The organism is Cyanobium sp. ATX 6E8 (genome assembly GCF_024346335.1).
Lineage (GTDB): Bacteria > Cyanobacteriota > Cyanobacteriia > PCC-6307 > Cyanobiaceae > Cyanobium_A.
Window position 1 is genome coordinate 17,462 of sequence record NZ_JAGQCT010000004.1, and the last position, 26,467, is coordinate 43,928.

Annotated in this window: 30 protein-coding genes and 1 pseudogene; 10 read left to right on the top strand and 21 right to left on the bottom strand. The window is 64.5% G+C overall.

From position 1 onward, the window contains the following. Positions 1-12: 12 nt before the first annotated feature. Entirely contained in the window at positions 13-177 is a 165-nt protein-coding gene (locus tag KBY70_RS04930; RefSeq protein ID WP_094561396.1) for a Nif11-like leader peptide family natural product precursor, read from the bottom strand. A gap of 162 nt (positions 178-339) precedes the next feature. On the opposite strand from KBY70_RS04930, the gene KBY70_RS04935 reads away from it, so the two are divergent. From KBY70_RS04935 to KBY70_RS04950, 4 genes are all read left to right on the top strand, one after another. Next, positions 340-702, top strand: coding sequence for an RNA recognition motif domain-containing protein (locus KBY70_RS04935; RefSeq protein ID WP_254987633.1), 363 nt, complete (start codon positions 340-342; stop codon positions 700-702). 133 nt (positions 703-835) lie between these two features. Further along, positions 836-1,432 (top strand): esterase/lipase family protein, encoded by a 597-nt coding sequence (locus KBY70_RS04940; protein ID WP_094561394.1) that lies wholly within the window; start codon positions 836-838, stop codon positions 1,430-1,432. Between the two features lie 19 nt (positions 1,433-1,451). Further along, on the top strand, positions 1,452-2,558 hold the full coding sequence (locus KBY70_RS04945; RefSeq protein WP_254987634.1) for a glycosyltransferase: 1,107 nt from the start codon (positions 1,452-1,454) through the stop codon (positions 2,556-2,558). An 87-nt stretch (positions 2,559-2,645) separates the two neighbouring features. Beyond that, positions 2,646-2,867, top strand: coding sequence for a hypothetical protein (locus tag KBY70_RS04950; protein WP_094561392.1), 222 nt, complete (start codon positions 2,646-2,648; stop codon positions 2,865-2,867). A 1-nt stretch (position 2,868) separates the two neighbouring features. Here the strand turns inward: KBY70_RS04950 and KBY70_RS04955 are convergent, their stop codons facing one another. From KBY70_RS04955 to KBY70_RS04975, 5 genes are all read right to left on the bottom strand, one after another. After that, a complete protein-coding gene (locus KBY70_RS04955) occupies positions 2,869-3,720 on the bottom strand; it encodes an acyl-CoA desaturase (RefSeq protein WP_254987635.1) in 852 nt (283 codons plus the stop codon). 66 nt (positions 3,721-3,786) lie between these two features. Further along, positions 3,787-4,080, bottom strand: a complete 294-nt coding sequence (locus tag KBY70_RS04960; protein ID WP_094561390.1) for a cell division protein SepF — start codon at positions 4,078-4,080, stop codon at positions 3,787-3,789. A gap of 43 nt (positions 4,081-4,123) precedes the next feature. Continuing rightward, positions 4,124-5,329, bottom strand: coding sequence for a glycosyltransferase family 2 protein (locus KBY70_RS04965; RefSeq protein WP_315859690.1), 1,206 nt, complete (start codon positions 5,327-5,329; stop codon positions 4,124-4,126). A 4-nt stretch (positions 5,330-5,333) separates the two neighbouring features. Beyond that, positions 5,334-5,711 (bottom strand): hypothetical protein, encoded by a 378-nt coding sequence (locus KBY70_RS04970; RefSeq protein ID WP_254987636.1) that lies wholly within the window; start codon positions 5,709-5,711, stop codon positions 5,334-5,336. A gap of 240 nt (positions 5,712-5,951) precedes the next feature. Beyond that, positions 5,952-7,142: an NAD(P)-binding protein gene (locus KBY70_RS04975; protein ID WP_254987753.1), complete on the bottom strand. Its 1,191-nt coding sequence runs from the start codon at positions 7,140-7,142 to the stop codon at positions 5,952-5,954. Positions 7,143-7,201: 59 nt separating this feature from the next. On the opposite strand from KBY70_RS04975, the gene KBY70_RS04980 reads away from it, so the two are divergent. The 3 genes from KBY70_RS04980 to KBY70_RS04990 all read left to right on the top strand — a co-directional run bounded on the left by KBY70_RS04980 (position 7,202) and on the right by KBY70_RS04990 (position 8,286). After that, positions 7,202-7,651 (top strand): DCC1-like thiol-disulfide oxidoreductase family protein, encoded by a 450-nt coding sequence (locus KBY70_RS04980; RefSeq protein WP_094561387.1) that lies wholly within the window; start codon positions 7,202-7,204, stop codon positions 7,649-7,651. Positions 7,652-7,668: 17 nt separating this feature from the next. Further along, on the top strand, positions 7,669-8,052 hold the full coding sequence (locus KBY70_RS04985; RefSeq protein WP_254987637.1) for a hypothetical protein: 384 nt from the start codon (positions 7,669-7,671) through the stop codon (positions 8,050-8,052). Between the two features lie 75 nt (positions 8,053-8,127). Continuing rightward, a complete protein-coding gene (locus KBY70_RS04990; RefSeq protein WP_198953890.1) occupies positions 8,128-8,286 on the top strand; it encodes a hypothetical protein in 159 nt (52 codons plus the stop codon). Between the two features lie 257 nt (positions 8,287-8,543). Here KBY70_RS04990 and KBY70_RS04995 read toward each other — a convergent pair. The 10 genes and pseudogenes from KBY70_RS04995 to KBY70_RS05040 all read right to left on the bottom strand — a co-directional run bounded on the left by KBY70_RS04995 (position 8,544) and on the right by KBY70_RS05040 (position 15,403). Further along, positions 8,544-9,898, bottom strand: a pseudogene (locus tag KBY70_RS04995) (cation:proton antiporter). Between the two features lie 268 nt (positions 9,899-10,166). Continuing rightward, positions 10,167-10,973, bottom strand: coding sequence for an IS21-like element helper ATPase IstB (gene istB, locus KBY70_RS05000; RefSeq protein WP_198953920.1), 807 nt, complete (start codon positions 10,971-10,973; stop codon positions 10,167-10,169). Positions 10,974-11,208: 235 nt separating this feature from the next. Continuing rightward, positions 11,209-11,709, bottom strand: coding sequence for a thermonuclease family protein (locus tag KBY70_RS05005; RefSeq protein ID WP_254987638.1), 501 nt, complete (start codon positions 11,707-11,709; stop codon positions 11,209-11,211). After that, positions 11,709-11,867 carry a hypothetical protein gene (locus KBY70_RS05010; RefSeq protein WP_158217072.1) on the bottom strand — a complete coding sequence of 53 codons (159 nt, stop codon included), beginning with the start codon at positions 11,865-11,867 and terminating at the stop codon, positions 11,709-11,711. The genes KBY70_RS05005 and KBY70_RS05010 overlap by 1 nt, the downstream gene beginning before the upstream one ends. A gap of 368 nt (positions 11,868-12,235) precedes the next feature. Beyond that, on the bottom strand, positions 12,236-12,454 hold the full coding sequence (locus KBY70_RS05015) for a hypothetical protein (RefSeq protein WP_094561384.1): 219 nt from the start codon (positions 12,452-12,454) through the stop codon (positions 12,236-12,238). Between the two features lie 58 nt (positions 12,455-12,512). Then, positions 12,513-13,106 carry a MarC family protein gene (locus KBY70_RS05020; protein ID WP_254987639.1) on the bottom strand — a complete coding sequence of 198 codons (594 nt, stop codon included), beginning with the start codon at positions 13,104-13,106 and terminating at the stop codon, positions 12,513-12,515. Next, positions 13,103-13,288, bottom strand: a complete 186-nt coding sequence (locus KBY70_RS05025) for a hypothetical protein (RefSeq protein ID WP_254987640.1) — start codon at positions 13,286-13,288, stop codon at positions 13,103-13,105. Before KBY70_RS05025 ends, KBY70_RS05020 begins: the two co-directional genes overlap by 4 nt. Before the next feature lie 109 nt (positions 13,289-13,397). Further along, positions 13,398-14,240 (bottom strand): alpha/beta fold hydrolase, encoded by an 843-nt coding sequence (locus tag KBY70_RS05030; RefSeq protein WP_254987641.1) that lies wholly within the window; start codon positions 14,238-14,240, stop codon positions 13,398-13,400. Between the two features lie 22 nt (positions 14,241-14,262). Then, positions 14,263-14,976: a lysophospholipid acyltransferase family protein gene (locus tag KBY70_RS05035; RefSeq protein WP_094561380.1), complete on the bottom strand. Its 714-nt coding sequence runs from the start codon at positions 14,974-14,976 to the stop codon at positions 14,263-14,265. Between the two features lie 223 nt (positions 14,977-15,199). Then, the gene (locus tag KBY70_RS05040) at positions 15,200-15,403 is read right to left on the bottom strand and encodes a hypothetical protein (RefSeq protein WP_315859691.1); all 204 of its coding nucleotides are present in this window, start codon (positions 15,401-15,403) and stop codon (positions 15,200-15,202) included. 169 nt (positions 15,404-15,572) lie between these two features. Here KBY70_RS05040 and KBY70_RS05045 point away from each other — a divergent pair, with 169 nt between their 5' ends. From KBY70_RS05045 to KBY70_RS05060, 3 genes are all read left to right on the top strand, one after another. Then, a complete protein-coding gene (locus tag KBY70_RS05045) occupies positions 15,573-16,244 on the top strand; it encodes a DoxX family protein (protein ID WP_254987642.1) in 672 nt (223 codons plus the stop codon). A 149-nt stretch (positions 16,245-16,393) separates the two neighbouring features. Continuing rightward, positions 16,394-17,086: a hypothetical protein gene (locus KBY70_RS05050; protein ID WP_254987643.1), complete on the top strand. Its 693-nt coding sequence runs from the start codon at positions 16,394-16,396 to the stop codon at positions 17,084-17,086. Between the two features lie 396 nt (positions 17,087-17,482). Beyond that, the gene (locus KBY70_RS05060) at positions 17,483-17,812 is read left to right on the top strand and encodes a hypothetical protein (RefSeq protein ID WP_094561415.1); all 330 of its coding nucleotides are present in this window, start codon (positions 17,483-17,485) and stop codon (positions 17,810-17,812) included. Here KBY70_RS05060 and KBY70_RS05065 read toward each other — a convergent pair. The 5 genes from KBY70_RS05065 to drmA all read right to left on the bottom strand — a co-directional run bounded on the left by KBY70_RS05065 (position 17,799) and on the right by drmA (position 26,463). Next, positions 17,799-18,998: an ATP-dependent RecD-like DNA helicase gene (locus tag KBY70_RS05065; RefSeq protein WP_254987644.1), complete on the bottom strand. Its 1,200-nt coding sequence runs from the start codon at positions 18,996-18,998 to the stop codon at positions 17,799-17,801. The genes KBY70_RS05060 and KBY70_RS05065 overlap by 14 nt on opposite strands. After that, the gene (locus tag KBY70_RS05070; protein WP_409996022.1) at positions 18,965-19,756 is read right to left on the bottom strand and encodes a transposase; all 792 of its coding nucleotides are present in this window, start codon (positions 19,754-19,756) and stop codon (positions 18,965-18,967) included. The genes KBY70_RS05065 and KBY70_RS05070 overlap by 34 nt, the downstream gene beginning before the upstream one ends. A gap of 421 nt (positions 19,757-20,177) precedes the next feature. After that, the gene (gene drmC, locus KBY70_RS05075) at positions 20,178-20,990 is read right to left on the bottom strand and encodes a DISARM system phospholipase D-like protein DrmC (RefSeq protein ID WP_254987645.1); all 813 of its coding nucleotides are present in this window, start codon (positions 20,988-20,990) and stop codon (positions 20,178-20,180) included. Then, positions 20,990-22,912, bottom strand: a complete 1,923-nt coding sequence (gene drmB, locus KBY70_RS05080; RefSeq protein ID WP_254987646.1) for a DUF1998 domain-containing protein — start codon at positions 22,910-22,912, stop codon at positions 20,990-20,992. Before drmB ends, drmC begins: the two co-directional genes overlap by 1 nt. Then, positions 22,912-26,463, bottom strand: a complete 3,552-nt coding sequence (gene drmA / locus KBY70_RS05085; protein WP_254987647.1) for a DISARM system helicase DrmA — start codon at positions 26,461-26,463, stop codon at positions 22,912-22,914. The genes drmB and drmA overlap by 1 nt, the downstream gene beginning before the upstream one ends. Between the last annotated feature and the right edge of the window lie 4 nt (positions 26,464-26,467).

Consider the following 26,467-nt stretch of genomic DNA (forward strand, 5'->3'; position numbering starts at 1 on the left):
CCGGTTGGCTTGTCAGGCCCGTTGGGCGCGGCTCCAGGACGCCGGGGAAAAGACATGCCCCTGCTCCAGGGCAATCGCCACAACGGCATCAACACTGCCGGCCGCGTCGACCCGGGCCTTGAGGGCCGCATCGGCGTCCACCTTGACCATGAAGGCGGTGAGCTGAGCTTTCGACATGGCAGGGCAGGGCGTGGAGCCCTACATGCCTAGCCAAGATTCGAGGATTCGGTGGCCTGGCCTCGAACGCTGTAGGATTGTTGATGATTCAAAGATTTCTCTCTAGCGAGCTGACCACTTTCTGTTGGGCCGTCGAAGGATCGATTCATAGTTTCTGAGTTCATGACCATTTACGTCGGCAATCTTTCCTTCGATGCAGAAGCGGAAGATGTCCAGCACCTGTTCAGCCAATACGGACAGGTGAGCAAGTGCAGCCTTCCCCTCGACCGCGACACCGGCCGCAAGCGCGGTTTCGCCTTCGTCGAGATGGCCAACGAGGCTGAGGAAACCAAGGCCATCGACGATCTTCAGGACGTCGAGTGGATGGGTCGCGCCATCCGCGTCAACAAGGCCGAGCCCCGCGGCAGTGGCGGTGGTGGTGGTGGCGGTCGCCGCGATTTCGGCGGCGGCGGCGGCGGCGGCTATGGCGGTGGTGGTGGTGGTGGTGGCGGCGGCTACGGCGGTGGCGGCGGCGGCCGTTACTGAGCTTCAGCTCACCTATTCAGCTCACCTTTTTTGCAGGATTCGGGTTTCGTCCGGATCCCAACGCTGATATCCCAACCGCTCCCCAGGGGGCGGTTTTTTGATGCTGAGCCTGGAAGCTTCCTAGCCTTGGAGCATGGCTACCCACCCCCCTCTGGTGCTGGTGCACGGGCTGTGGGATAGCCCCAGGCTGTTCCATCGCCTCCAGCAGACCCTGGGCGATCGGCGGACGCCCCTGCTCATCCCCCACCTGCCCCATGGGCTCGGCAGTACACCGATCCCCCAACTGGCCAGCCAGCTCGGCAGCCACATCGAAGCCGCCTTCGGCCCCGACACCCCCATCGACCTGCTGGGCTTCTCGATGGGTGGGGTCATCGGTCGCACCTGGATCCAGCTGCTGGGCGGCCATCGCCGCACCCGTCGCTTCATCAGCGTGGGCAGTCCGCAGCGGGGCACGCTCACGGCCCAGCCCTGGCCCCGCTGGCTGCTGGCCAGCATCGCCGACATGAAGTGGGGCAGCCCATTGCTGAGCCAACTCAACCAAAACCTCGACGGCCTCCGTGACGTGGAGTGCCACAGCTACTACTGCAGCCGTGACCTGATGGTGCTGCCGGGCTGGCGAGCCGTTCTGCCGGTTGGGCCGCGCGAGGCGTTACCTGTGCGCACCCACCAGCAGCTGATGCGCCATCCGGCGGCCCTGGAGCCCCTGGTGGCCGAGCTGCTGCGCCCATGAGCGAGCCTCCCTGAATGCCATGCCCTCCCCCGATCTCCTGGCCATTTCCCTGCTGGTGCGCTGGCTGCTGGGCTGGTTTCTGTGCCTGCGCATGCCGGCCCTACCCGAATTCACGCCCATAGGGCAGCCCCGGGTGTCGGTTCTGATCCCCGCTCGCAATGAGGCACTCACCCTGCCCCAGCTGCTGGCAGCCCTAGCCGCCCAAAGCCTGCACCCCCTCGAGGTGATCGTCATTGACGACCACTCCAGCGACGACACCGCCGCCATCGCCCACGCCGCCATCGCCCACGCCGCCGGCGTCACGGTGCTGGCTTCGGCACCGCTGCCGCAAGGCTGGTGCAGCAAAACCTGGGCCTTGCAACAGGGGGCCAACCGCAGCCAGGGAGATCTGTTGGTGTTCCTCGATGCCGACACCGAGCCCCGCCCCACGTTTCTGGCCCAGCTGGTGGCCAACCACCAGCAGTACGGCGGGTTGGTGTCGGTGCAGCCGTTTCACCGCACTGAACAGCCCTACGAGCAACTGTCGGTGCTGTTCAACCTGGTGGGGCTGATGGCGGTGCCCCTGGGGCCGCGGGTGGGGGTGGCCTTCGGGCCAGCAATGGTGACCAGCCGCAGCGATTATGGGCGCATCGGCGGCCATGCCTCGGCGGCCGGGAAAGTGGTGGAGGACTGGTTCCTCGCCCATCGTTACGAGGCCGCCGGCTTGCCGGTGAGCGCGTTTCTCGGCCACGGCAGCCTGGCTTACCGCATGTATCCGGGCGGCCTGAGCGACATGGTGGTGGGCTTCGACAAGAACTTCGCCACCGCAGCCGGCGAGGTGCGCTGGCCCTGGATGGTCGGGGTGCTCCTGTGGCTCTCAGGGCTGTTCTGGGCCGCCTGGTGCCTGCCTGCTGCCGTCCTGCACTGGCCCATGGTGGGCGATCCCGCCCTGGCCCCCAACCTGCTGGTCTACGTCGGTTATGCCCTGCAGCTGCTGGTGATCACCCGACGCCTTGGCACCTTTGGCTGGATCAACCTGGTGTTCCCCGTGCCGGTGCTGTTTTTCCTCGGGGTGTTCCTGCTGGCGATTCTCAACCTGGAGCGAGGCTCAATCAACTGGAAGGGGCGCCAAGTCCCCACCCGCTAAGCGATCGTTCTGTGGCACCTCGCTCGCAATGTCGCGAAAACCCTGAAGGCCGTCGCGATTCCAGCGAAAGGGACTCAGAATTGCCTCATGGATGATCCCATCGCTTCGGGTCGTTATCGCGTTCGCGCTGTCGTCGAGCGCGAGCAGAGTGTGCCGCTGCAGGTGCAGGCGGCCCGTTTCAACACCCGCGATGACGCCGACACCTTTGCCCACCTGGCGGCCAACGACCACCTCCAGAGCATGGTGGTCGAGAAGCTGGCCCCAGGCGGCTGCTGGCTGCAGCTGAGCCTGGTGGCCGGAGCCATCTGACTCAGTCAGCGGCGCGGGCCAGTAGGGCACGTTGACTCGGCACGCGCAGATCCCAGGCCCAACCACAACGCTCCAGCAGGCGAATGAAGCGGTAGGTGGGATCGATCAGCAGCCGTGGGCGACCAGCGTGCAGGGTGATGCCCTGGCGCACTGACGCCTGGAAGGCATGGTGGAGATTGTGCCAACCCTCACCGAGCGTGATCAGCGCCACAAAGCCGTTGTTGCGGCTGGCATCACCGGTGGCAAAGGGCTGATCCCCGAGCAGGTGGGCCAGGGAATTGACACTGGCCACACCGTGGAACAGCACCGTGGTGCTGAGGCAGAAGGCTGCCAGCCAAGGCAGACCCCCCAGTTGCCAGGACAGGCCAGCCAACAACAGTGCCGGCACGAAATGGAGCCGATCGATCAGTCGCAGCACTGGATCCGCCTCCACGTCGGCCGGCAGGCTGGCCGGAAAGAAGCTGGAGCTCAGCAACCACCCCACCTGGGAGCGCCACAGGCCTCGCCATCCCGCCGAGGGCGCCAGGGGGGTGTGGGGATCGGCGGCCGTATCGACGTGGCGGTGGTGCTCCTGGTGATGGGCCTTCCACCAGCTCGGCCCCATCTGACCAGCCGAGGCCGCCACCGCGGCCCCGATCCAGACCACCGGTCGGGCGGCGCGATAGCTGGCATGGGTGATCAGGCGGTGGTAAATCGCCGTGGTGGCGAGCATGCGCACCAGGTAAAGACCCAAGCCCCAGAGGGCTGCCCCGACGCTGAGCCCGGTCCAGAGGAGCAGCAGGCAGCCGAAGTGACTGGCAATGATCAGAACAGGGCCGAAGGCGTATAGAACGCGACCTAGACGGGGAACCAAGCCCTCTCCTGACCAATCGCAAAGCCTAGGAGGCAGAACGCTGCAGCCTGCGGCACCGGATCTTGCTCAGCGCAGGTTGCGCTCAGGATCGGGGCCGCCAGGATCGCGACGCAGGGCCACGATCTCTGGCACAAAGATGAAGGTGAGCGGATCGAGGCATTCGGCCTGACCATCGATGGCGCTCACCCCCCCGGCCACAAAGTCGATCAAGCGCTGGGCCTCGCTGCGCTCCATCGCCCCGGCATGCACCACCACGGTCTTGCGCTCGCGCACGTGGTGCACGATCCACTGCGCCTCCTCAAAGCGGGTGGGGTGGAACACCACCACCTCGGGCAACCAATCGCCAAATGGGCTCTGCATCCCTGGGGCAACCCCGATGGCGCTGTGCCCTCAACGTATGGCCCTAACCCGGGCTCTGCAAGGAGCGCCCCCGCCAGGTCCAGCCCCGGCCGCTGAGGGTCTTGATCACTGACACCGGAGCGATGGCGCCGATCACCAGCCCGCCCAAGCCGGCCAGCCACCACCAGTCGAGCGGGGTCGCGAAGCGACGGCAGCTCCACAGCCGGATCGCCAGCTGCAGGGCAATGCCCAGCAACGCCAGCACCAGCGGCAGGAGCGCCAGTGGAGCAGGGCCCTGCCAGACCAGCCACAGGGCTGGGGGCAGCAGCAGCCAGGGAATGGCGTAAAGCTGCACCACAACGGCGCCGGCCCCCAGCGCCTTGAGCACGTCGCGGTCGAGGCCCAGCAGCCAGTTTTTGGTCCAGCCCTCCCACAGACTGGCGAAATCCCCGTACATCCGCAGGGTCAGCCAATCGAGGCCCAGCAGGTAGCGCAGCCGGAACCCCTGACCCTTGATCGCCCGCGCCAGGGCAAGGTCTTCCACCACCTCGCCAGCCACGGCGGCATGGCCACCCACGGCGCGGTAAGCCTGGGTGCAGAAGAGCAGAAACGGCCCCGCCGCAAAAGCCAGGGGATCGGCGGGATCGTTGGCCCGCGCGATCGGGAAGCCCAGGCCCAGCAGGCTGGCGATGATCGGCTGCACCAGCCACTCCGCCAAGCAACCGCAGCGCAGGCGCGGCGCCAGGGTGAGCAGGTCGGCCCCATGGGCCTGCGCATCCGCCAGGGCAGCCCGCAGGGCCCCGGGCTCCACCCGCACGTCGGCATCGATGAACACCATCCAATCGCTGTCGAGCTGCTCACTGGCACGGTGACAGGCCCAGTTTTTGCCCACCCAGCGCTCACCGGCCGGCCGGGCGCCGGCCTGCAGCAGGACAAAGCCGGGATTTCCCGCCGCCGCGGCCCGGGCCAGCTCAGCGGTGGCATCGCTGGAGTCGTCATCCACCACCAGCAACGACCAGCGCGGGCATGGGTCCTCACTGGCGAGGATCGCCGTGACGCAGTCGCCGATGTTGTCGGCCTCGTTGTAGGCCGGCACCACCACGGTGCAGGAGGTGGGCTTTTGGCCAGACAGGGGGGCTTCCAAGCCGCCAGCGCCGGCAGGAGCCGCTTGCAGCACCGGCGCCGTGCGGAAGGTGCGCTCCAACAACGCCAGCATCACCCCCAGCCCCAGGCACGACACCAGGGCCAGAGCACTCAAGAGGCCACTCACGAGGTCAGGGGCAGCGATGGTGCAGCAGCCGATCGGCGGCCGCACGACGGCAGACCCGGCGGAAGGGGGCCAGGCCAATACCAAACAACTCCTCAAACAGCCGGTTGGCCGCCATCACCGAAGCCAGACCGCAGCGATGCACCTGCTGTTGGAGGGTGGATTGGGGATGTTCGGCAATGCCCTCAAACAGGCGGCTGAGGCGAAAGTGCTGCAACGCCTGAAACGGTGTCTTGCCTCGGCAGTGGTCAAAACAGAGATCAAGCCACTCGGCACTCACCCCGATCGAGCTGGCCATCACCTCGAGTTCGATGTTTTCAGAAAAGTGATGGGCGAAATAGCGGGCTGCCTGGTTGACCACATCCAGCTGCTGCGCGGGAGCCACAGGCAATTGCCGCCACCGCCGGGGCAGAGCATGCCGGTCGGAACAGGCAGCAGTGGGTGGGGGAACCGGCCGCATGGCACTCCAAGACGCAAAGGACGTCTCTGCTCCAACTGATAACCCCCCCGGACCAGACGCGGCAATCACATCGGTCACCGTCCGGGGGAACTGTCGCAACGCTGCATCAATTGAAATGAAACAGCCGTCTGAAATGAAACAGCCGTCGCCATCAAACAGCCCCGCTCAAGTGAAGGCCAACAGCTCATGGGCCAGCAGCTCACCGCTGCGCAGGGCCCCTTCGATGCGCCCAAAACCGACACCGGCGATGAAGTCGCCGCAGAAGCCCACCCGGCTGCGGGGGCAGAACATCAGCTCTGAGGGCAGCCCCGGCGCCAGGGGGAAGGCGGCACCCCAGCGCATCAGCTGGCGGTCGGTTTGGCCCAAATCAAGCCGAGGCAACCAGAGGCCCATCACCTGCTCCAAGGCGGTGGTGAGGGCCGCCACCACGATGTCTTCGCGGCCTTCATCCGGGGGCAACTTCAGCATGCGGGCCACGGCGGAATGGGTGCCGTACACATCAAGGTGGTCGGCGGCAAAGGCATGGGTGGAATGGGCCACCACGGCACAGCGTCCGTCAGCCAGGGGCTGAACGGTGATCCGCTGCAGCCCCCAGTGCTGCTGGGCCGCCGCGTCCAAATGGAGCAGGCCGAAAGGCAAAGCCCGCCAGGGGCCTGCTGCCACGGCATCCAACATCACCAGCAGGTTGCTGCGGGCCTCGGTGCGGATGCCGGCGATCAAGGTGAGGGCGTGGTCGAGCTGCAGATCCGCCAGCGGGGCCACCGCCTGCTTCAGGGGCACGTCATCCCAGCCGAAGATCATGCGGCTGCGGGGGTGGGCCAGCAAGGTGCTGCTCAGCACCAGCCAGTGGGCCTGGCCCAGCAGCTCCCGCTCGCGGCCCCACAACTGCCAGACACCGTCCTCGATGCTGAGGTGGCGCACGAGGGTGCCGTAGTGGGCATCGACGTTCTCACCGGCGAGGTGGAGCAAACCCTGGCCCAGATGATCCATGCCACCGGCCCCCCGGTAGAGCTGTCCCAGCCCCAGGGCATCGGCCTGACCCAACTTGAGGGTTGATTCCCCCTGCAACTGGGCGATCACCCCCGACCAGGGCTCAAGCCAACCGCCGGCCAGCAGGGGCTGGAGCAACAGCGGATCGGTCTCTCCAGTGATGTTGAGCAGCGGCGCACCGTGGTCGATGCGCAGCGCGGCATCGTGGCGGGAACGACGGGTGCTGGCCCGCCCGCCGGGCCCGCGACCGGTCTCCCAGAGGCTCACTGAGCCGCGATGGCCCAGCCGCCGCAGCTGGGCCACAAACGCGCAGCCCGCAACCCCGGCACCGATGACAGCAATGGATTCAGGGCCCGATCGGGGCATCGACACCAACGAAGCCTGCGTTGCCTTCAGGATGACAGCGATCCCCAAGACTGCAGCCGATGGCTGACCACCCGGCGTCTCTGCAAACGGCATCTGTGCAACTGGCATCAGAGCAACCGGTGCTGGTGTTTGACGGCGGCTGCCCCTTCTGCCGCCACTTCGCCGAACTGAGCGAACTGCGCAGTGGCATCGCGGGGCTGACGATCCGGGATGGGCGCAGCGACCACGCTCTGCGCCGGCAACTGCGTCAGCAGGGCTGGGACCTGAGCCAGGGAGCGGTGGTGCTCGCTGAAGGGCGGGTGCTGCACGGCGCTGAAGCGATTCAGTGGATCTGCAGCCGGCTGCACCCCAGCACCTCCCTGCTCCAGCTGCTGGGTCCCCTGCTGGCAACGCCGCAGCGGGCCCGCCGCACCTATCCACTGCTGCTGCTGGCGCGGCGGTTGGCCCTCGCTATCAAGGGCCTACCGCTCGACCCCGACCAAGCCGTTGGCGCCGGTCGCAACAAGTAGCGTTCTCTACAAAGGGAGTGGTTGTGGCCCGTTTTCTGGTGATGCTCAAACCCAGCCCTGCCATGGCGCCAGAGGCGATGCTTGGGGCCCTCCATCCGGTGCTTGAGGCCCTGAATGCCGAGATCGAGCACCGCACCCCGGCCCACCTCAGCGCCATGATCCGCGGAGGCGGCGAAAGCCAGCGAATGCAGCTGTTTGCCGATGTGCAATCGAAAGCCGACGGCAAGGAGCTGGAGCTGGTGCTGCTCAGCCGCGAAGCGATGGGCGCCACCGCTCCCCACACCCGCAAGGTGTTTGAGCGGCTGCTGGAGCTGCTTCAGCAGCACGCTCAGGCCATGCCCCTCAGCTTCCGCTCCGACCAAAACGGACCCCTTCCCCACGCCTCCGGCGTCAGCGGCTGAGCACATACAGCGGTTTCACAAGCCCGCCGCTAAAGGAAGGCTTAAGATTTAGGCAATTGGTTTAGGGACCAGTCCGTGAACGACAACCATCCCGTGTTGCTCTCTCTCGACGCTGAACTCAACAGCCTGCGCAGCGCCTACTCCGAGCAGCCCAACGAGCAGACCCGCTACCAGCTCGTGCGCCTCGAACAACTGATCCACCAGTGGGCTCCCGGGCACGGCAGCGTCGGCTGATTGCTCTCAGGGATTGCACCACGGGCCATGACCCGGATCAGCGGCCGAGAGTCCATCGCGGCGGGGCCGCGCCATCTGATGCGCTTCGTCTGATGGCCCCAGGCGACGCAGCCCCAGATGTCTGCAGCGGTTAGCTCTGTGGCCGTGCCGCACGAGCGACAGGGAAGGCGAGGCCTAAGGGTGCCATGACTCCGCGCCAACGCCACACCTGCGCTCCGAATCGAGCGCATGCGGGGGGGGGTGTCAGGGGCACAGGGTCAGGCTGGCTGCTCTGACTGGAGACTTCCGCCCTCGCCAGGCTCGCTGGGAATCACAATCCGCAGCAGGATCGGCGCCAAGAAAGTGGTGCCAATCACCATCAGCAGGATGGCGGCCTCCAGGGCGGGGGTGAGGATGCCGGCCTGGCTGCCAAGGCCCAGAAAAATCAAGCCCACTTCGCCGCGGGGCATCATGCCCAGCCCCACCACCAGGCGGTTGGTGGGTTCCGTGCTGAGGTAGCTCCAGCCGGCGGCCACCTTGCCGGCCATGGCCACCACCAGCAGGAACGCGGCCACGATCAGGCCCTCCCGATTGGCCGGATCGAAGGGGTTGAGCACCGAAAGATCCAGGCCGGTGCCAATCAGCACAAAAACACGGTGGCAAACAGGGCCACCAGGGGCTTCACCGCCGCATCGATGTCGTGGGTGTGCTTCGAGGCGCTCAGGATCAAGCCAGCGGCGAAGGCCCCCAGGGCCGCCTCCAAGCCAATGGCCTGGGCGGCAAAGCAGCACACGGTGAGCACCAAAAAGCTGGCCACGGCCACATCGCCGGGCGCCTTGAGCTGATCCACCACCCAGTCGAAGGCGGGTGCGGCCTTACGGCTCAGCACCAGGGCCACCGCCACAAATGCCACCGCCGCCAGACACAACTTCAACACCGGGCCCAGGCTGAAGGCGCCACCGCCCACGATCGCCACCACCACCGCCAGGATCACGATGCCGATGATGTCGTCGAGCACAGCGGCACCGATCACGATCTGGCCCTCGCGCCTCTTGAGCCACTTCAACTCGCCAAACACGCTGGCGGTGATGCCGATCGAGGTGGCCGTCATGGCGGCACCAGCAAACACCGCTGGAATCAGCGGCACATGAAAGAGGAAATAGAGGCCAGCCGTACCCAGGGCAAAGGGCAGCACCACACCAGCCACAGCCACCGTGGTGGCCTGAACGCCCACAGCCACCAGCTCATCGAGCTCGCTCTCCAAGCCCGTGAGAAACAACAGAGCAAACAGCCCCAGCTGTGACACCGCCTGCAGGTTGGGGAAGGTTTCGCTGTAGACCTCGCGCGCCGCCTCAGGACTGATCTGAGCCAGGGAGGCCAGCAGGCCGGCAACTCCGGCACTGAGCTGGGCCTGGGTTTCTGGCGGCACGATCAGATGCAGGCCCGAGATCCCGATCAACACCCCAGCCACCAACTCCCCAAGGATGGTGGGCAGCTGCAGCCGCACCATCACTTCGGCGATGGCCCGAGCGGCGATGAAGATCACCACAAAGCGACCCACCTGAATCAGGGTTTCCGCCACTTCAAGCTGGTGGGAACTGAACTCCAGCAACACCGGAGAGATCGACAACATCTGTCCCGCGTCAAGCCCCTTGGCCGATTGGCGTCAATCAAGTTGGCCGGTTAGGGGAACTGATCGCCCCCCGGTTGTCGCCGGCGACAACCGGGGGGCGATGACGCTGGAGGCGACACGAAAACTGAGCTACCCATCAGTCCGAGCCATTGCCAGCACTAAGTTCCTCTGATCGGCACCAGGCGACAACCACGTTGGCCGGTTAGTCGCCGAGACCTCCGCTGAACCTTGCCCTGGACGACAATCTCCCGGGCTGTTCTCCGCTTCTCTACGGCTGCTGTGGCTGTTGGCTGCCGCTGCGCCGGCTTGCCTGGGCGCGGCGGTGGCTGTCGCCGCTGATCTCGATGATGTGGCAGTGGTGCACCAGCCGGTCCACCGCCGCCACGGTCATTGAGCTGCTTGGGAAGATCTCATCCCAGGCGGTGAACGGCTGATTGGCGGTGATCAGCAGCGATCGGCGCTCGTAGCGGTGGCAGATCAGCTCAAACAGCACGCTGCTCTCCTGTTCATCCCGCCGCACATAGCCGATGTCATCGATCAGCAGCAGCGGGTAGCGATCCAGCCGCTCCAGCGCTGCCGGCAGGTTGTACTCGGCGCGGGCCTTCTGCAGCTCCTGCACCAGGCTCGTGGCGGGATAGAAGCGGCAGGCCTGATCCAGACCGATCTGCGCCAGGGCGATGCCGACCGCCAGGTGTGTCTTGCCCACACCGCTGGGGCCGAACAGCAGCACGTTCTCGCCCCGCTGTAGCCACTCGCTCTGGCGGCTCAAGGCCTCCAGTTCCTGCCACCGGTGGGTCTCGATCCGGCCGCCATGGTCGTAGTCCGCCAGCGCTTTGCTCCAGGGCAGATGGGCCGCGCGCAGCAGCCGGTGCTGGCGGGCCTGCTGGCGTTGCTCCACCTCCTGCTCGCACAGGGCATAGAGAAACTGACTGTGGCTCCAGCCCTCGCCCTCAGCCTGCGAGGCGATGCTCTGCCAGTGGCAGCGGATCCATGCCAACCGCAGCTGTCGCAACAGGATCGGCAGGGCGGCTTCCGCCGCCTGGGGCCGCGGAATGGAGGGCAAGGAGGTCGTCATAGCTCTGCAGCGTGTGTTGGGAAATGCGTTGTGGCGGGTGGGGGCGATGGGGCGGCAGCCGGAAGCGTTGCTGCAGCGCCGCCAGCGACAGCCCCTGCCGTTGGTGGGCCTTCTCGAGCCAGGCGAGCACTGGCTCGTAGCCGGCCACTCGGCAGCCGACATACAGCGCCTCGACCATCAGCCGAGCGGCGGCGTCGCGATCACCGCTATTGCGCAGCTGCTTGTTGTTGGCTGCTCAGCGCCGCAATATTTCGCAGGCCTCTCCATCACCATTGCCATCCAGGTAGGTATGCCCCTGGTGCAGCAGCTCCTGGCCGCGGTCATAGAAGCTGATTTCGCCGCAGCGATAGCGGCGCCCGCCGGGAGTGGTGCCATCAGGGATGGCGGCTGAACGGCGTCCGCGGCGGAAGTTCCAGGGGCGGGTGATGCCACCGGGCACCTGCCAGATGCCATAGCGGCGCCGACTCGCCCGGTGCTCGGCATCCAGGTACTCCTTGGCATCGCAGCCGCTCAGATACTGGCGGTAAGCAAAGGCCTGGCCGTCTTCCACCAGCACTAGGTTGATGTTGGTGTCACTGATCACTTCGGTCACAGAACGGCCGTAGCGATCGGTGGTTTTGACTTCGAGGGAGACCTCTCGGCCGCGGCGGAGCGGCTGGAGATCAGCGCCATGTCGGTGATGCGGGATCAGAAGAAGGCCATCGCCGCGCTGCGCCAGCAGCTCGAGGGCGGCCACTAGCCGCTGCCGCCTTCGTCGTAGGTTAATTCCACCATCGGATCCTCCTTGGGCGTCTCGGCCGCAAGGCTGAGCACTTTGGCTCCGGTCTCGGGGCTGATCAGATCGCGCCAGCAGCGCGAGCCCATTGCTGGGAGGGGTGTCGTGGTGTCAGTCATGGTTCTGGGGCTCACCATCACCCGGTAGCCGGCTGGGCGGTGCGCAGCTCCCCGTCCGATCTGGGCTGGTGCTCGCTCTGCTGGTCGCCCCATCACAGGCAGTTTGCGGCGGTGAGCAACAGCGGCTCTGAGGCAGTCGGGGCTGGTCATGATCCGGTTGCCGGTGCCGCTGCTACTCACTGCCATCAGCAGTGTCCTGCCCGCCAGGCTGCTGTCCTGCGTGCGTGCCCGTGATGCCAGGTCCGCTCCACTCCCCGCTGTAAAGCCGGCAAGCACTCCAGCGCCTTCTCTGGGTCGCTCCATCACTGGGGCCGTTCAGCACCACCTGCGAGATCGGGTGCGGCTGGTGTCTGCGATGCAGCGAACGTTCACGACTCGCTCAGCAGACTCAGCGCCTGCATCACTTGGAGGCGGATGCCCCCCAGCCGGGTCCAGGCCCGCACCGCATCCGCTCTGCTCCGGTAGGGGCGCCAGTCGTCCTCAGCGATGCGGCGCTGGAAATGGGCCGCAACACGCCGCACAACGGCGACATCGCTGGGTCTTGCCAATCGCAGCGTTGTTCCCTCGATCACCACTTCAGCAGGCATGGTGTTGAGGAGAGATCAGGAACTGGCCAGGCTCATTCTCAGTCCTTCCGAGCCCCTCTCAAGCAAGGATAGGGAAACAGCCCTTCAGCCCGTTCACCAGAATCTGCACCGCCACCGCAGTGATCAAGAGACCCATCAAGCGCTGCAACACCCGTTCGCGGGTCTGACCAAGCCAGCCCCGCAGCCGCGGCGTGAGCTGCAGGAATAGGTAGAGCCCCATAGCCATGGCGCAGATCACCAGGCTCACCAGCAGTCGCCCGGTCCAGGCGTCGGGAGCTTCCGCAACCACCAGTGAGATCGTGCCGGGACCTGCCATCAACGGCACCCCGATCGGCACAATCGCCGCTGCCGGATCATCCGCCAAGGCACTTCCCAGCAGCGCCGGCCGCCCCTCCAGCAACCTCAGCCCCAACGGCAGCAGGATCAGGCCACCAGCAACCCTGAAAGCCTGCAGGCTGATCCCAAATAGTCCAAGCAGGCCTGATCCCCACCAGCAAGCCACCAGCAGCACAGCCAGGTAGGTGAGCACCGCCAGACGACTGATCCTCCGCAGGCGGGAATCGCTCCCGGCACCGGCCTGGCCCACAATGCTGAGCAACCCCACCGGGTCACTTAGCGCCAGCAGACCCACCGCCAGCGTGGACAGGCTCATGGCGAGTGCGGGGTGATGCCCAGCGCCTGGGCGCCAAAGTGCCGCGTCATGTCGGCCTGCAGATGCCAGGCCGTCAGCAGTGTTTTGGCGATGCGCCGGAGCTCGGCCACGTCGTTGCAGGCATCGATGGCTCTGGCCTGGGTTTCAACAACGAACAGGCGGCTGAGATCTGAATCCAGCATGATTCTTAGGCAGTATTACAAAACGTTAAGCGGTGGGCATGCGAGGCGCGGCCGGTTTCCCGCACGGTTCCCTCCACTGGTGTCGCAGGCTTCACCCACATCCAGCGGGCTACCAGAGAGCTGCAGCTGCCTGGGCTGGCACCTTCACCGGCAACGTGGACAGCGAAAGGTCAGGACAAACACCCTGCGACTTGAGAATGGCAGACAAATTGAGTTGATCCTCCAGAAGACAGGCATGCCCACTATCCGGAAGGTGAACGATTGTGGTGTTTGGAAGAAAGCGTGACAATCGCTTCGCTTCACTTCGGGAAGGCAGGAGTCGATCCGCTTCTGAGGCCAGGATTAAAACAGGCTGACGCACGCGATCAAGGGAAAGATCCTCCAGGCGGAACTGTCGGAGCAATGCCAATCTCCAGGCAGCGCTTTGAGGCTTCACAGCCTGCATGGCAGTCAGCAGCTGCTGCCGTGTTGACCTGCTGACCCGATGGGATTGAATCAGCAGATTGCACAGGCTTAAGGTGGAGAGCTGGTAAATCGGTGCCGGCAGCAGCTGAGTCAAAGAGCTACAGACACCGATCCAGGGTTGACACTGCGCTGATGAGGCGGGATTGACCAGAATCAGTTGATCACACAGCTTCGGAAAGCGCGTGAACAATTTCAACGCCAAACAACCACCAAACGATTCACCACAAACGGTAGTCATTCGTCCAGGATGCCGTTGCTGCTCAATCTGGATTAGAGCGGCGACCTGCTCGGTCAACTCGTCCCAACCGTTGAGGTTGTCTGGGGGAATGGACAAGCAGCGAATGTCAAAGCCACTGCTGAGTCCAGGAACCTGTGGTTGAAGCAACGCACCACTGCCATCCATGCCCGGCAAAAAGACAAACAGCGGCCGAGACGGTGTTGCAGATGTGCAAGCGATGAGCCGCAGGGACTTGGGGGTGGTGTTCATGGTTTGGGAGGACTGATCAGTCTCACTGGGCCAACATTTCCGCGATCTGGCTCCAACAGGCATGGGTGAGTTCTCGGGCTAGAGCAGCTCCACTGCTGCCGCAGTACCGAGATTTCCAACCCTCATCGATCAGCAGAGGATGGCCAAAGAAAACATCAACATGCCGATAAAGGATTGCAGAGTGCCAGCCATCGCGTTGAAACAATGCTTCCGATGGATCGAAGCGCCGAAACAAGGCAAGCGGAGCAAGCCTTCCCTGCTTTTCTTCCCTTGAAGCAATCGCAACCGGCAGGATCGCCAGGCCATCCACAGGCACCCTCAGGGCAAGATGGGCAAAGCCCCTATGGAACGGGCTGAGCTGCTGGGGGGGTTTGACCTTCACCATCGGATCCGCACCCTCAGGAAACACACCCACCACCTCATTGGCTTGCAGAAACCTGGCCGACTGCTGAAAGAACGACGACTGCGTTCGCTGATCAGCCTCGAGTGGAAAGGCACCCATCAGCGCAACTGCCTGCTGCAATAGCGGCACCTGGCTCATGTAATAGTGACAGACGAATCGCACGGGGCGACTGATTGCCGACATCAGCAGGGGAGCATCTAGCAGGCTGCGATGGTTGCTGACAATAAGCAGTCTATTTCTGGTGGGTATTCTTTCAAGATGATGCAACGACGCTGAAACTCGAGCGGCTTCAAGCAGGCTGCGAGACAGTTGCAAGGGGATAGTGCGTTTCATGCTTGCTGTCTTGCCACTCTCGGTGGTGGGATCGGAGTGTGTTTGCCGAGTTCCTCTTTTTGCCGGGGCTGCAGGATCTCCTATATCAGATAGTTTTGAATCAAGAGATGGGACGGTGCGAGCGTCAAGCCTGGCGGATCACCGCACTGTCGAGCCGTTTTGCTTCAGGCGGTTCAGGCCAGGGAGGATCTGCGCCGCCTCACCAGCGGTTCGATCCACTCGTTCAGCTCCTGGCGGTGCGTTGCAGGTGCGGTGCGACTCGGCAGCCCAGCTGGATCTGCCCTTGATCGAGCAAGCGGCCCAGCCGCTGAATCGCCGCCTGCTCAGACCTGGGGAGGTGATCTTGCTGGCTCAACAGCCAGTCGATCTCGGCCTGGGTGATCACCCCGGAGCTCAGGCTCTCAAGAAACAGCTCGCCTGTAGTCATCGGTTTGTAACGAACTCGTTACATCCTGGCGGCCTGGCGGAGCGTCCGTGAGGTCTGGGGCTCCGTGCCGCCGCCCTTAAGGCACGCCGTGACAGGGATGGCATTGGTGCCCGTGGCGCTTCACGTTCCTTAACGAAGCTTGCCATGATTTTGAAAACGACCCCACCCCATGTCCACGTACACCCTGCTCGAACTGTTCGGCGGCTTCATGGCCGCCTGTGTCGCCCTTTGGTTCTTCTCGATGAACAGGTTCGTCGCGATTGACATTCCCGCCTCTAGATCTGCACCTCTGGTTGGGCTCGCGGCAGTAGCGCCTGCCGTCCGCGCCTACCTGCAGCGCCCAGGTTTGCTTGCTTCCGTCGGTCTGCTGCTATTGCGCCTGAGCATCGGCGGGCTGATGATTCACCATGGCCAGGAGAAGCTCGCCGATCCCCAGCAGTTCGCCAACACCTATGTGGCCTCGCTGCACCTGCCCTTCCCGCTGTTCTTCGCCTACGCCGCCGGCTTCTCGGAGCTGATCGGCAGCTGGCTTGTGATCCTTGGCCTGCTCACGCCCGTGGGTGCCCTGGCCCTGAGCGGCACGATGACGGTGGCGGCCTATCAGCACATCTCCACCGCCGGCCTCAACATTTATGTGCTGGAGCTGGTGCTCCTCTATCTCGGCGGCAGCCTCGCCCTGCTGTTCAACGGCCCCGGTCGTTTCTCCTTTGATGCTGGCATCATCCCTGTGTTGCTAGTTGACCTCAGTGAATCCGCTGCCTCTGATGCTGGTGTCTCTTCAGTGGAAGCCGGCGAGCTGCGCGCCATCCCCATCAGCGTGAACTCAGGGTCCCGGGGTTGAGCCAACCAGCGCTGGCGCCGATGCTCCCTCGCTAAGGGGCCACCGACTTGGCCCCCCAGAACCCAGTGGCGCCAATCAGAGTGAGGGAGGGATCCTCGCCGTAATCGAGCCTCCCTCCAAGGCCAATGCCTTGAATACCTTCTGTCGCCATGACCCCACCGCTGATCTTCGTGGTAGCCCCGGCCACGCTGCTGCCAGAAGCCAACACCTCACTGGAGGATCTTCAGGTGGCTCAGGCTTTAGGACCCTCCTCCGGTTTCTCCTTGCGGATCTTCAATCGGGGCGCCGATCACCCCGACCTGGGCGGGCTCCCTGTCGATGGCCGCCTCACTGGTGAGCAGCGCCGCAGCAGCGATGGCACCGAGATGCTGTGTGATGCCCTGATCCTGCGGATCGAGCCACAGCACCACTGGCTCGGTGTCTACCAAGGTGAACCAGAGGAGCCCACAAGCCTGCAGTGCCTCGATCGCGTGGCGTTGGGCGAGCTGAGCAATGCCACCTGCTGGTTTTATCCCACGCAAGACGGCACTTTTCTGAGCTGGGAGCGCGACCTTCGCCTCAGCCTGCAGCCGGGTTCGATCGCTGATTGCCCCGAGGAGTTGGCTTCGGCGCCTTACGAGCGCAGCAGACTCTCCGTGCTCTGGAGCCTGCTGGGCGACGATGCCAGCCTCACCTGTGTGGGGCTCACCTACGGCGGTCAACGCCTCGACTGGCCGCTTCGAGTGATCAGCACTGAACCGATGGCGACCTGGGGACGCTTTCGCGTTGACAGCCAGGCTGACCACACCCTTGTGGTGGAGGACTGTCTGACGGTCTTCCCAGCTCCGCCCTGGGCGGCCTGATGTTTCCGAGCCGCCCAATGATGGCGCCGCTCCACTCAATGGCGGTAAAGACCGGTCTGGCCGAGGGGGAGGTGTTGCTGCAGATCAGTGCGGGCTGCTGGCCGTAAAAACTCTGGGCGGTTTTAGGGGCATCGATGCAGGCCAGCCGCACGGTGACGGCCTTGCCGGCTTGGCGTACGCGGATGGTGTCGCCGTCACCGATCGACAGCACCGTGGCCATAACTCCCTGGGCAGCTCCACCAGGCGGCCAGGCCAGGGCCGTCAATGCCGCTACAACCAGCAGAGCCTTGCTTGCCATCGCTGGAGTTTGCACGGGCAGCCTTTCAATGCAGCCCCTGCATGGCTACTGCGCCGGCTGCGGAATGGCGCCAATCTGGTGCTCTGAACCAGCTCACCATGGCTCCCCTTTCGCTGCTGTTTGCCCTCGCCATCGGGACGCTTTTCACCGGCAGCGCCCTAGCTCAGCAGCCGGTGCAGCCCCTGCCGAAAGTGGGAGGGTGCCCCCTCGGCTACTACATCTCCGGTGGCTACTGCGTGCCCAGCTCCGGTGGCAACACCCGCGGCGCCATTGAGAAGGTGGGCGGGGGCTGTCCGTTGGGCTTCTACTCCTCGGGCAACTACTGCGTCAGTAGCCCCAGCAATGACCGCGAGGCGATTCAGAAAACCGGCAAGTCCTGCCCGTTGGGCTGGTATTCATCCGGAAACTACTGCATCAAGAGCCGCTGAGCCACTCCGCCAACTTGGTGCAGCGCCTGCGGCCCAGGTGGTTCTTCACCGCCATGGCCAGGGCCTTCTTCTTGCCCACCAGCACCACCAGCTGCTTGCCGCGGGTGAGGCCCGTGTACACCAGGTTGCGCTGCAGCATCGCGTAGTGCTGCGTGAGCAGCGGGATCACCACCGCCGGGTATTCGCTGCCCTGGCTCTTGTGGATCGTGCAGGCGTAGGCCGGCACCAGATGGTCGAGCTCTCCCCAGCCGTAGATCACCGCCCGGCTGCCGGCGACACCAGCCTCGCTGGCGGGGAACAGCACGCTCAGTTCGCTGTTGTCGCTGTCGATTGCATCGATGGTGCCGACATCGCCGTTGAACACCTCCTTCTCGTAGTCGTTAGCGATCTGCATCACCTTGTCGCCCGGCGCAAACCGCCACCCAAAGCGCTCCACCTGCTCGGCGGGATCAGGATTGAGCAGCTGCTGCAGCTCGATGTTCAGCGACCTTGAGCCACAACCGCCGCGAGCCATCGGGCAGAGCACCTGCACCTCGCCCACCGGATCGAAGCCAAAACGGGCCGGGATGCGCTCGCCCACCACCTTGAGGATCAGGGCCACCGCCTGCTCGGGCGTTTCGGCCGGCAGGAAATAGAAATCGCTGCTCGCCCCGTCAGCTGGAGCACGCAGGTCGGGGATGGTGCCGCTGTTGATGGCGTGGGCGGTGGTGATGATGCGGCTACTGGCCGCTTGGCGGAACACCTCGGTGAGCCGCGTCACCGGCACGGCCCCGCTGGCGATCACATCGGCCAGCACCTGACCCGGACCCACCGAGGGCAGCTGGTCCACATCCCCCACCAGCAGCAGCGCCGCCTCCGGCGGGATGGCGGCCAGCAGCGAGGCCATTAGCGGCACGTCCACCATCGAGGTCTCATCCACCACCAGCAGGTCGCACTCCAAAGGCAGCTCGGCGCCACGCCGGAAGCCGTAGCTGGCCGGGTCGAACTCCAGCAGCCGGTGGATGGTCTTGGCTTCCAGACCGGTGGCCTCTGCCATCCGCTTGGCGGCGCGGCCGGTGGGGGCGCAGAGCTGGATGCGCAGCTTCTTGGCCGCCAGGATCTGCAGGATCGCGTTGATCAAGGTGGTCTTGCCCACGCCGGGCCCACCCGTAATCACCAACAGTTTGCTGGCCAGGGCCTGCTCCACCGCAGCTTTCTGACTGGCCGCCAGCTGCAGGCGGCAGAGATCACCAGCTTGACGCCACCCAGACCCCGCTCTTTGAGGTGGGAGATGAACTCCGCCCAGAAGGGCTCGCTCTCACTGTTACCCACCTTGTAGGCGAAGCCTTCTCCGCAGGAGTTGCCCAGCAACTCCCGGCGCCCGTCCTCGTTCACACCCATGGCGACGACGACAGCGCGGGAGCAGACCTGCAGGGCCTTGCCCAGCCGCCCCTTGAGGTAGGTGGCATCCAGGTAGACGTAGGCGTAGCTGCTGCTCTCCAGCGACCGGCCCAGGAATGCCTGCACCTGCTGGTCGATGTCCTGACAGATACGGCTCACCTGGGACTTGGAGATGCCGCTCTGGGAACCCAGCGCCGCCACCAGGGAATCGACCTTGCGGGTGGAGACGCCACTGATGTAGGCCTCCATGATCACTGCGTACAGGGCCTGATCGACCCTGCGGCGGGGCTCGAGGATCGTGGGCAGGAAGCTGCCGGCCCGCAGTTTGGGGATCTGCAGGGCGAGATCCCCAACCTGGGTGGTCAGGGTGCGGGGCCGGTAACCGTTGCGGTGGCCGAGACGCTCTTCCGTGCGCTCGTGCCAGTCCGCACCGAGGAAGGCGGCAAGCTCCAGCTCGATCAGCTGCTGCAGGCCGCGTGTGGCCAGTTCAGGGATCAGCTCCCCTGCACTGCTGCCATTCAGTAGCGGCAGCAGGGAAGACGCGTCAAACTGTTGCTTGGGCATGGTTCGTCTGGTTGAGGTGGTACTCGAACCAGGGAAACGGGCCTGCCCACCCCTTGCAACGTCAGCCGTGGAGCCGATCGCCTGAGATGCGCGCCCCACCCCGGCTACGCCGGGGTGGGGATGCCGGGGGAATTACACCACTGCCTGGGACGCGGGCAGGGCGCTCAGCTCTGGGAGGCCGCAGGCGCAAGCCGGTCTTTATGGAGTTGTCATTGCTGCCATGCTCCTCCTTACCAGCTGCAACAGGGCGCGAGGGCCGTGGCTGGAGCGAGTTGGAGACACCGATCAGGGTGCGCAGCAGCTGATACCTTTGCCCGCGGACAAAGGCGGACTGCTGCGGGTCGGTCACCGACGCTGAAATCTCAGCGAAGGCCTCCCAACCAGCTTTTGGCTGGATACACATCCTGATGAAGTGCAAACTTCAACCAACGGCTTGCAAGAGACCCTGATGAATCAGACGGTCGAAATGATCCCAGACGTCATCGGCATGGGCTGGGCTGCTGAGGTGCAGGCCCAGCTCGAAGTTCGACAGCTGCGCGGCATCAGTGAGGTTGGCACTGGTGACGAGCAACTCCTGATCGGCAACTACCGCCTTGACGTGACAGACAGCCTTCTCTCTTTCGAGGGCAAGGGAACGGGGGTCGAAGAACAAGGCAGGAGCAGGCGGTTCAGGCCAGAGGCGTGACCAGGTTTGCTGCTGAAACTTACGGATCAGAGTCTCTGGACTCGCGGTATCACCTCGATCACGCTGAATATTGCAGACCATTCGAACTTGCAGCTTCGGCAACGCAAGCATGCGCTCGCGGATCAGCTGGAACAACTCTTTGATAAAAGGGCCTTTGTAAAAGGCGTAGGTGGTGAGCAGCAGGCGCTGTTCGGCGCGCTCCACCAACTGACGGATCAACACCGACTGATCGCGGGTGATTGAGCCTGCTCCTGCATCAGGGCCGGACCACACCAGTTCGATCGAGCGGGCTGCGGCTTCACAGCGCCGCTGATCCAAAAGGGCTTGCACGGCCATGAGCAGAGCCTCCTGGCTCCCGCCTGCAGCTCGCCACCTCTCCAGCCAGGCGACCAGTGCAACCGGGCCAGCCACCAGACCAATCCTGGCCAGAAAAGCTGGAGGATCAGCGAGGCTGTCGGCGAGGGAACCGGAGTCGCCGCGTTGGGGATCCAGTGCCGCCAGCAGGGTCTCCAGTTCTGCGGTACTCAGATGGGGGAAGGCCGCTGCCATCAGGGGCCTTCCGTGAAGAAGGCCGCATCGCGCTGGATCAAGGTGGGCACGACAAGGGCGCGATCGAGAAACTCATTACGGCGTTCACAGCTGGTTTCGGCGATCAGCAGACAGCCATGACAGGCAGCGCCATGGGCGTAACGCTTCTCCAGTTCGCTGTTGGGTTCATGGCTGGCGCAGAAGGGGTCGTTGGAGCACAGGGCGGCTCGCTCCAGCGCCATCGCTAGCAGTTCATCAATGCGATCAGCCAGGCCCACCAGGCCCCCGAGCGAGCCCTCCGAACCGCTGCCACCGGTGTAGAGAAGGATGCCGTAACCGATGTCATCGAAGGCGTAGATCCTCTCCTTGATTGCCGAGGCCCCGTAGCCGCAATCAAGCGCGGCTTCGGTGATCAGCAGATGGGCGAGGCTGTGCAGCATCACGTAGGCGCCGCCGGGCCACTGAAACTTGTCCTCCGTGAGCCCGTGCTCTTTGTTCCAGGTTTTGAAGGCATCACGGTGCTTTGAGAGGTGCTGAGCAGCACCGTCACTCTTGAGCCAGTTGCGGATGGCGTCTGAATCGAAGCTGAGGAAGATCCCCTCCCCGAGGTTTTCCACGGCCGGTAGCCAGGTGGCTTCCTTCACATCGATCTGGGCGCGTTTGACGCCTAGGTCGAGGGGATCACCATCGATCTGGCTGACCACGGGCTCCAGTCGGGTGAATCCGAGCAGGGCCATCACTTCCCGCAGCTGGTGCACCTTCAACACCCGGTTGACGCGCTGCCGGAACCAAGCTGGTTTGGCTGCTAGATCAAGGTTTTCGGCCTCAAAGCGGCTGCTGCCCGTGCCGCGCCGGAGCCCATCGATGGGGCCGATCAAGGCGCGAAGCTCCTGGCGCTTGAGGGCCTCGGTCTTCTCCGGAGCAGCCTCACCGCCACGGATGGCTTCCAAGGCTTGGAGGATCAAATCAGGCGCTGTGCCAGCCAGAGGCTCTTTGATGTGGTCGGGAGCGAAGTCTTCCAGCCAAACTTCGAGTTTTGCGGCGCTGGTGATCTTCTCAAAGGCCTTGAGATGGTTACTGATCACCTCCCGCACAGCGTCAATCGGTTCGGGGATGGAGATTGCCGAGATCAACTCGGGAAAGTAGGCATTGCTTGCGGAACGCACCAGCAGGCGATTGGCATAGCTGCCGCCATTGCCCTTGCCGTTGTCGCAGAATTCCTGGCCGAAAGGACCCAGCCAGGGCCGATGCCCCTGGCAGAAACCGAGCGCGGGTCGCTCGTCATCGTCGCCTTTGAGTTTTTGCTTGGCCTCCGACAGCTGCCTGCGCCCGTGCTTCTCCATGCACGTTGGATTGGAGCAGCGCACAAAGATCTCGGTGAAGTCGTTGCCCGCCCCGGCCTCATCGAGCCAAAGTGTGGACCGGCATGTTGTTTTGCCGCGGTGTACGAACTCACGCCAGTCGATATCGCTGAGATGGCCATTGGGGCAGCTCTGCACGAAGCGCACTGGTACGACGCGATGCGCCTTGCGGTCTGCATCGACGTACTTGCGTTTGTCGAGGCGTGCGCCCTCCACCAGCGGGCGGCTGCGGTAGATCTTGCCATCAAACTCCCTGGTTTCATCCAGCTGGGCCACGAACCAATTGGGGAACTCGGGACTGCGGATGCCGCCCGGGCGGCTCTGACCGCCGGGTCCAACGTCGTAGACAGGGGGTTTGCGCAAGCGCAGGGAGCCCACATTGAGGCTTTGGCGCAGCTTGGCGATCAGTCGTGGTTCATCGATCTCTTCAGGGGGCTGATCGGGGCCATACATCCAGAAGTTGAGGCCCCCGATCACCACGGAGCAATCGGGCAGATCCACCATGGCGCCTGGGCCATAGGTGGTGATGAGCTGGCTGTGCCGCACTTCCCCCTGGGGGCGGCTGGTGGGCTGGCGAGCCATCAGCTCCCCTCCCCATCGCCATCGGGGCGTTGGCGGATCAGAGCAGCGCTCGGTTCCACATCGCGCAGGCTCCAGTTGGCCAGGAATTCCTGCTCCATCGCTTTGAGTTCCTTGAGATCGGGGTCCAGCGGGGTATGAAGCAGGGGAGCCACTTCCCCCGCTTCTCGGCCGTACTGAAGCAGCCCGCCGTTATCACGGGCGATGCGGATCCACTTGTCGAGCAGGTTCATCACTCGCTGATGTACTTCAGCTTGGGTGTGTTCGCTGAGGGCCTTGCTGGGGGCTGAGCGGCGGGCCCGATCACCCAGCCGTTGGGCCACTTCAGCCTGGATGGCATCGATCGCCTCAGCGTTGCCTGCATCTTTGGCCCAGCTGAGCTCGGGGCTGAGGTGCCTGGCGAGCGCCACCGTGATGGCCGGCAGCCCCCGCTGCAGGGCTCTCGACGACCAGGGCGTAACGCTGGTGGCCTCCACATCGCGATAGAAGACCGAGTGCCAGAAGCTGAAGCGCTCGTAGTGGGAGCGGTCGCGCGGGCGGTTGGGGTTGAGCAGAACCACCACCAGGCCAGGGCGCTGGTCGTCGCGACCGACCCGGCTGCTTGCCTGGATGTATTCGGCGGTGGTTTTGGGCTGGCCCAGCATCACCATCAGGCCGAGGCGGCTGATGTCGAGACCGACCGAGATCATGTTGGTGGCCAGTGCCGTATCGACCCGTTGCTTCTCGTTGTCGAAGCTGAGCTCGAGGCGGGCCTTGGTGGTGCTGACTTCTGAGGTGGGCACCCGTGAGGTGAGCTCCAAGGGTTCATTGGCGATCTTGCGGCGGGCGTATCGCGCGCTGCTTTCGTTGAGACGACGACGCTGGTCGTAGGTGGTGAGCAAGGAGGTGACTTCTTCTTCAAGCAGCCGGCGGGTGATGCCGAGCTCCTTGATGGTGTTGAAGTAACCCAGAAAGGTCATGTAAGGGTCAACCGGGTTGGGCCCCTTGTCTTCGCCTCGTTTCTCGCGGGCCTTTCGTTCCTTTTCGGCCTGGGCGTAGAGCTTCTGGGCCGTGCTCATCAAGGCCAGTCCCACCCGCAGCAGCAGGGCCTTGATGTTGCGACCCGGTGCTGACACACCGACGTAGATCCTCCCTTGCGCTTCTGACACCGAGGCGGTGTAGGAGAAGAAGGAATCGCGCCGATCAGGGCCGGGGGCCGGGAAGACGGCTGGTGGGCTGCAGCGGCCGAACAGAGCCTGCATCTGCTGGCTGGCGCGGCGCACGGTGGCGGTGGAGGCCACGATCTTGGCCCGTACGGTTTGCGCTCCGTTGGATGTCTCCACCTGGCGTGCGCAGAGTTCATCGATCACGGCTTCATAGAGACCGCCCATCGAGCCCAGCGGCCCGGAGATGAGATGCAGTTCGTCCTGGATGATCAGATCGGGGGGCTCCAGTCCACGGGGCAGCAGCCCACCTGCTTGATCACTGCCATCACTGGGTCCAAAGAAGCCCTTGCCTGGCTGGGTATGGGACACGCGGCCGAACAACTTTCCGGTCGCTCCCACCCAAGGCAGAGCGGCAAACTTATCGACAGTGGCAATCACGAAGGCCGGCAGGCGTTGGTAGAGCATCTCGTCGACGGCCACCAGAGGCAGGGTGCTGTCGCCCGAGAAGCGGCACTGACGATTGCGGCAACAGACCCTTAGCTCCGTCGGGTGATCGGCATCGGGGAGCAAGCGGAACACCCCGCGCACCACTGCCGGGCGGTCGTCGAGAAGGGAGGCTTTGCCCAGCTCGGTGCCGCACCAAGGGCAGTTGTCGATCGGGATCGGCTTGTTATCGCCACCGCTCCAGGCCAGCACGCGGGAGCGGGCACTGTTGTCGTCGCCATCTCCCTTGTGCCCCAGCTTGTTGGGGGTGCCGCTCTGCCCCACCCACAAGCCGATCTCAAAGGGCCATTTGCCGAGCAGCTGGGGATCCTTGCGGCGTTCCAGCTCCAGAGCGCAGATCAAGGTGGAGGCCCGCCCGAGCTGATCGAGGGTGAGCAGGCGGAGGGTGTAGCGCATCAGCACGCTCATGCCTGCTGACTCGATCGATCCTTCGTGGCGCAGCCTGCGTAGAAGCAACGTGTAGGCCGCCAAACCCAGGTAGGCCTCGGTCTTGCCGCCGCCGGTGGGAAAGAACAGCAGATCGATGGTGTCGCGGTCCGCATCGGTGGGCTCGAGCATCCCCACGAGGTTCATCAGGAGGAAGGCGAGCTGGAACGGACGCCAGCAGGGCTTCACATCGGCTGGTTTGAGGCCGCGCATGACTCCAAAACGCTGGCGGGCCGCAGCATCCATCACCCGGTTGGTGATGGCAAAGGCCAGCCTCACCTGTTCGTTTTCAAGCGCTTCGATGCCTCGTTCGATCCGCCTGGCTTGCTTGCTGGCCTCCTGCAGGAGTTCAGTGGCGGTGGCCTGCTGCTGCTTGCTGGCCGTGGCCGCCGTAGCGCCCTGCTTCTCGATCCACTCTGTGTAAGCCGTCACGAGAGGACTCAGGGCTGCCTGCAGCAGGCCAGCCCCTTCGCTGGCCAGACGATCCAGCTCCGCCATCGACAGCACCAGACCGCCGGCTTCCAGCTCCTCAACCCTGGGCAGCACCTTTTCAACAGTGGCCTGGGGCAGCCAGGTGGTGCTGATCTGGTGGCAGTGGCCGCTGGCATCAATCCGGGGAGCCACGGAGATGTTGTGCCCCACGGCGAATTCGTGGTCACCCCGGTAGTGGAGATTGTTGACGCGATGGTCCCAGTCGTTGGCGTTGGCGTCCAGATCAGCGGCGCGCGGGTCGTGGCGTTCCAGGAAGCCGGTGCTGCAGCCCACATCCAGCTGCACCTGGTAGGCACTGGCGCGGTCACGGTCTTCTGCGCTGCGCCCTTCGAAGCTGCGTTCGTTGGTGAGGAACAGGCTCACAGCAACAGCGCCAGGGGGGTAGCCCTGATCCGCAGGAGCAGGCCTGAGGTGCCAGCGGAGCATCAGGCCATCGCTGCCGGGCACCTCCTTGGACTGAGCCGATCGGCCGCTCGGATCAAACAGCTCGGCCGGGAGACTGAGTGGCTCGGAGTGGGGTTCGCGTAACCAGGCCTCGTCGGCCTTGCTGTCTTCTGGCGGAGTGGTGGGCTTGTAGCTGGCCCAATGCACCGTGACCTCGAGCCCGGTTGCGGCCGGTATGAGCAGGCTTAAACCAACGGAGCAGGTGAAGAACACCCGCCGTGCCGGCCCCGCTTCACTGGCACCGGTGTCGTCGGCGCTGGCATTGCTTTTGCGTTTGGCGGAGAGGTTCTGGCCATCGAGGCCCGCGAACTCGTCGTCGGCCGCATCATCGGCACGATCGCCCAGGCTGGTCTCACTTGGAATGAGGAAACCGCTTTGGTACCAGCGGATGGGGGGCCGATCGAGCACCTCTTCGCGCAGTTCCGCTGCCTCTTCCGCGCGCCCGTCCAGCTCCAGCTGGGCAAGGATGTGTGGGGTTGGACCCACAAGATCCAGGGTGAGGGCTTGGATCAGCTGGCTGCGAATCTGCGCAGAGGTCGCCATCGAA

Excerpts from the sequence above, each read along its gene's own strand:
- KBY70_RS04960 (WP_094561390.1), bottom strand. The coding sequence starts at position 4,080 with ATGCAGAGCCCATTTGGCGATTGGTTGCCCGAGGTGGTGGTGTTCCAC.
- KBY70_RS05020 (WP_254987639.1), bottom strand. The coding sequence starts at position 13,106 with ATGAGCCTGTCCACGCTGGCGGTGGGTCTGCTGGCGCTAAGTGACCCG.
- KBY70_RS04950 (WP_094561392.1), top strand. The coding sequence starts at position 2,646 with ATGGATGATCCCATCGCTTCGGGTCGTTATCGCGTTCGCGCTGTCGTC.
- KBY70_RS04940 (WP_094561394.1), top strand. The coding sequence starts at position 836 with ATGGCTACCCACCCCCCTCTGGTGCTGGTGCACGGGCTGTGGGATAGC.
- KBY70_RS04930 (WP_094561396.1), bottom strand. The coding sequence starts at position 177 with ATGTCGAAAGCTCAGCTCACCGCCTTCATGGTCAAGGTGGACGCCGAT.
- KBY70_RS05010 (WP_158217072.1), bottom strand. The coding sequence starts at position 11,867 with ATGACTGACACCACGACACCCCTCCCAGCAATGGGCTCGCGCTGCTGG.
- drmA (WP_254987647.1), bottom strand. The coding sequence starts at position 26,463 with ATGGCGACCTCTGCGCAGATTCGCAGCCAGCTGATCCAAGCCCTCACC.
- KBY70_RS05040 (WP_315859691.1), bottom strand. The coding sequence starts at position 15,403 with ATGACTACAGGCGAGCTGTTTCTTGAGAGCCTGAGCTCCGGGGTGATC.
- KBY70_RS04980 (WP_094561387.1), top strand. The coding sequence starts at position 7,202 with ATGGCTGACCACCCGGCGTCTCTGCAAACGGCATCTGTGCAACTGGCA.
- KBY70_RS05015 (WP_094561384.1), bottom strand. The coding sequence starts at position 12,454 with ATGCCTGCTGAAGTGGTGATCGAGGGAACAACGCTGCGATTGGCAAGA.
- KBY70_RS05050 (WP_254987643.1), top strand. The coding sequence starts at position 16,394 with ATGACCCCACCGCTGATCTTCGTGGTAGCCCCGGCCACGCTGCTGCCA.
- KBY70_RS05025 (WP_254987640.1), bottom strand. The coding sequence starts at position 13,288 with ATGCTGGATTCAGATCTCAGCCGCCTGTTCGTTGTTGAAACCCAGGCC.
- KBY70_RS04935 (WP_254987633.1), top strand. The coding sequence starts at position 340 with ATGACCATTTACGTCGGCAATCTTTCCTTCGATGCAGAAGCGGAAGAT.
- drmC (WP_254987645.1), bottom strand. The coding sequence starts at position 20,990 with ATGGCAGCGGCCTTCCCCCATCTGAGTACCGCAGAACTGGAGACCCTG.
- KBY70_RS05045 (WP_254987642.1), top strand. The coding sequence starts at position 15,573 with ATGTCCACGTACACCCTGCTCGAACTGTTCGGCGGCTTCATGGCCGCC.
- KBY70_RS05035 (WP_094561380.1), bottom strand. The coding sequence starts at position 14,976 with ATGAAACGCACTATCCCCTTGCAACTGTCTCGCAGCCTGCTTGAAGCC.
- KBY70_RS05030 (WP_254987641.1), bottom strand. The coding sequence starts at position 14,240 with ATGAACACCACCCCCAAGTCCCTGCGGCTCATCGCTTGCACATCTGCA.
- drmB (WP_254987646.1), bottom strand. The coding sequence starts at position 22,912 with ATGGCTCGCCAGCCCACCAGCCGCCCCCAGGGGGAAGTGCGGCACAGC.
- KBY70_RS04945 (WP_254987634.1), top strand. The coding sequence starts at position 1,452 with ATGCCCTCCCCCGATCTCCTGGCCATTTCCCTGCTGGTGCGCTGGCTG.
- KBY70_RS04975 (WP_254987753.1), bottom strand. The coding sequence starts at position 7,142 with ATGCCCCGATCGGGCCCTGAATCCATTGCTGTCATCGGTGCCGGGGTT.
- KBY70_RS05060 (WP_094561415.1), top strand. The coding sequence starts at position 17,483 with ATGGCTCCCCTTTCGCTGCTGTTTGCCCTCGCCATCGGGACGCTTTTC.
- KBY70_RS05070 (WP_409996022.1), bottom strand. The coding sequence starts at position 19,756 with ATGCCCAAGCAACAGTTTGACGCGTCTTCCCTGCTGCCGCTACTGAAT.
- istB (WP_198953920.1), bottom strand. The coding sequence starts at position 10,973 with ATGACGACCTCCTTGCCCTCCATTCCGCGGCCCCAGGCGGCGGAAGCC.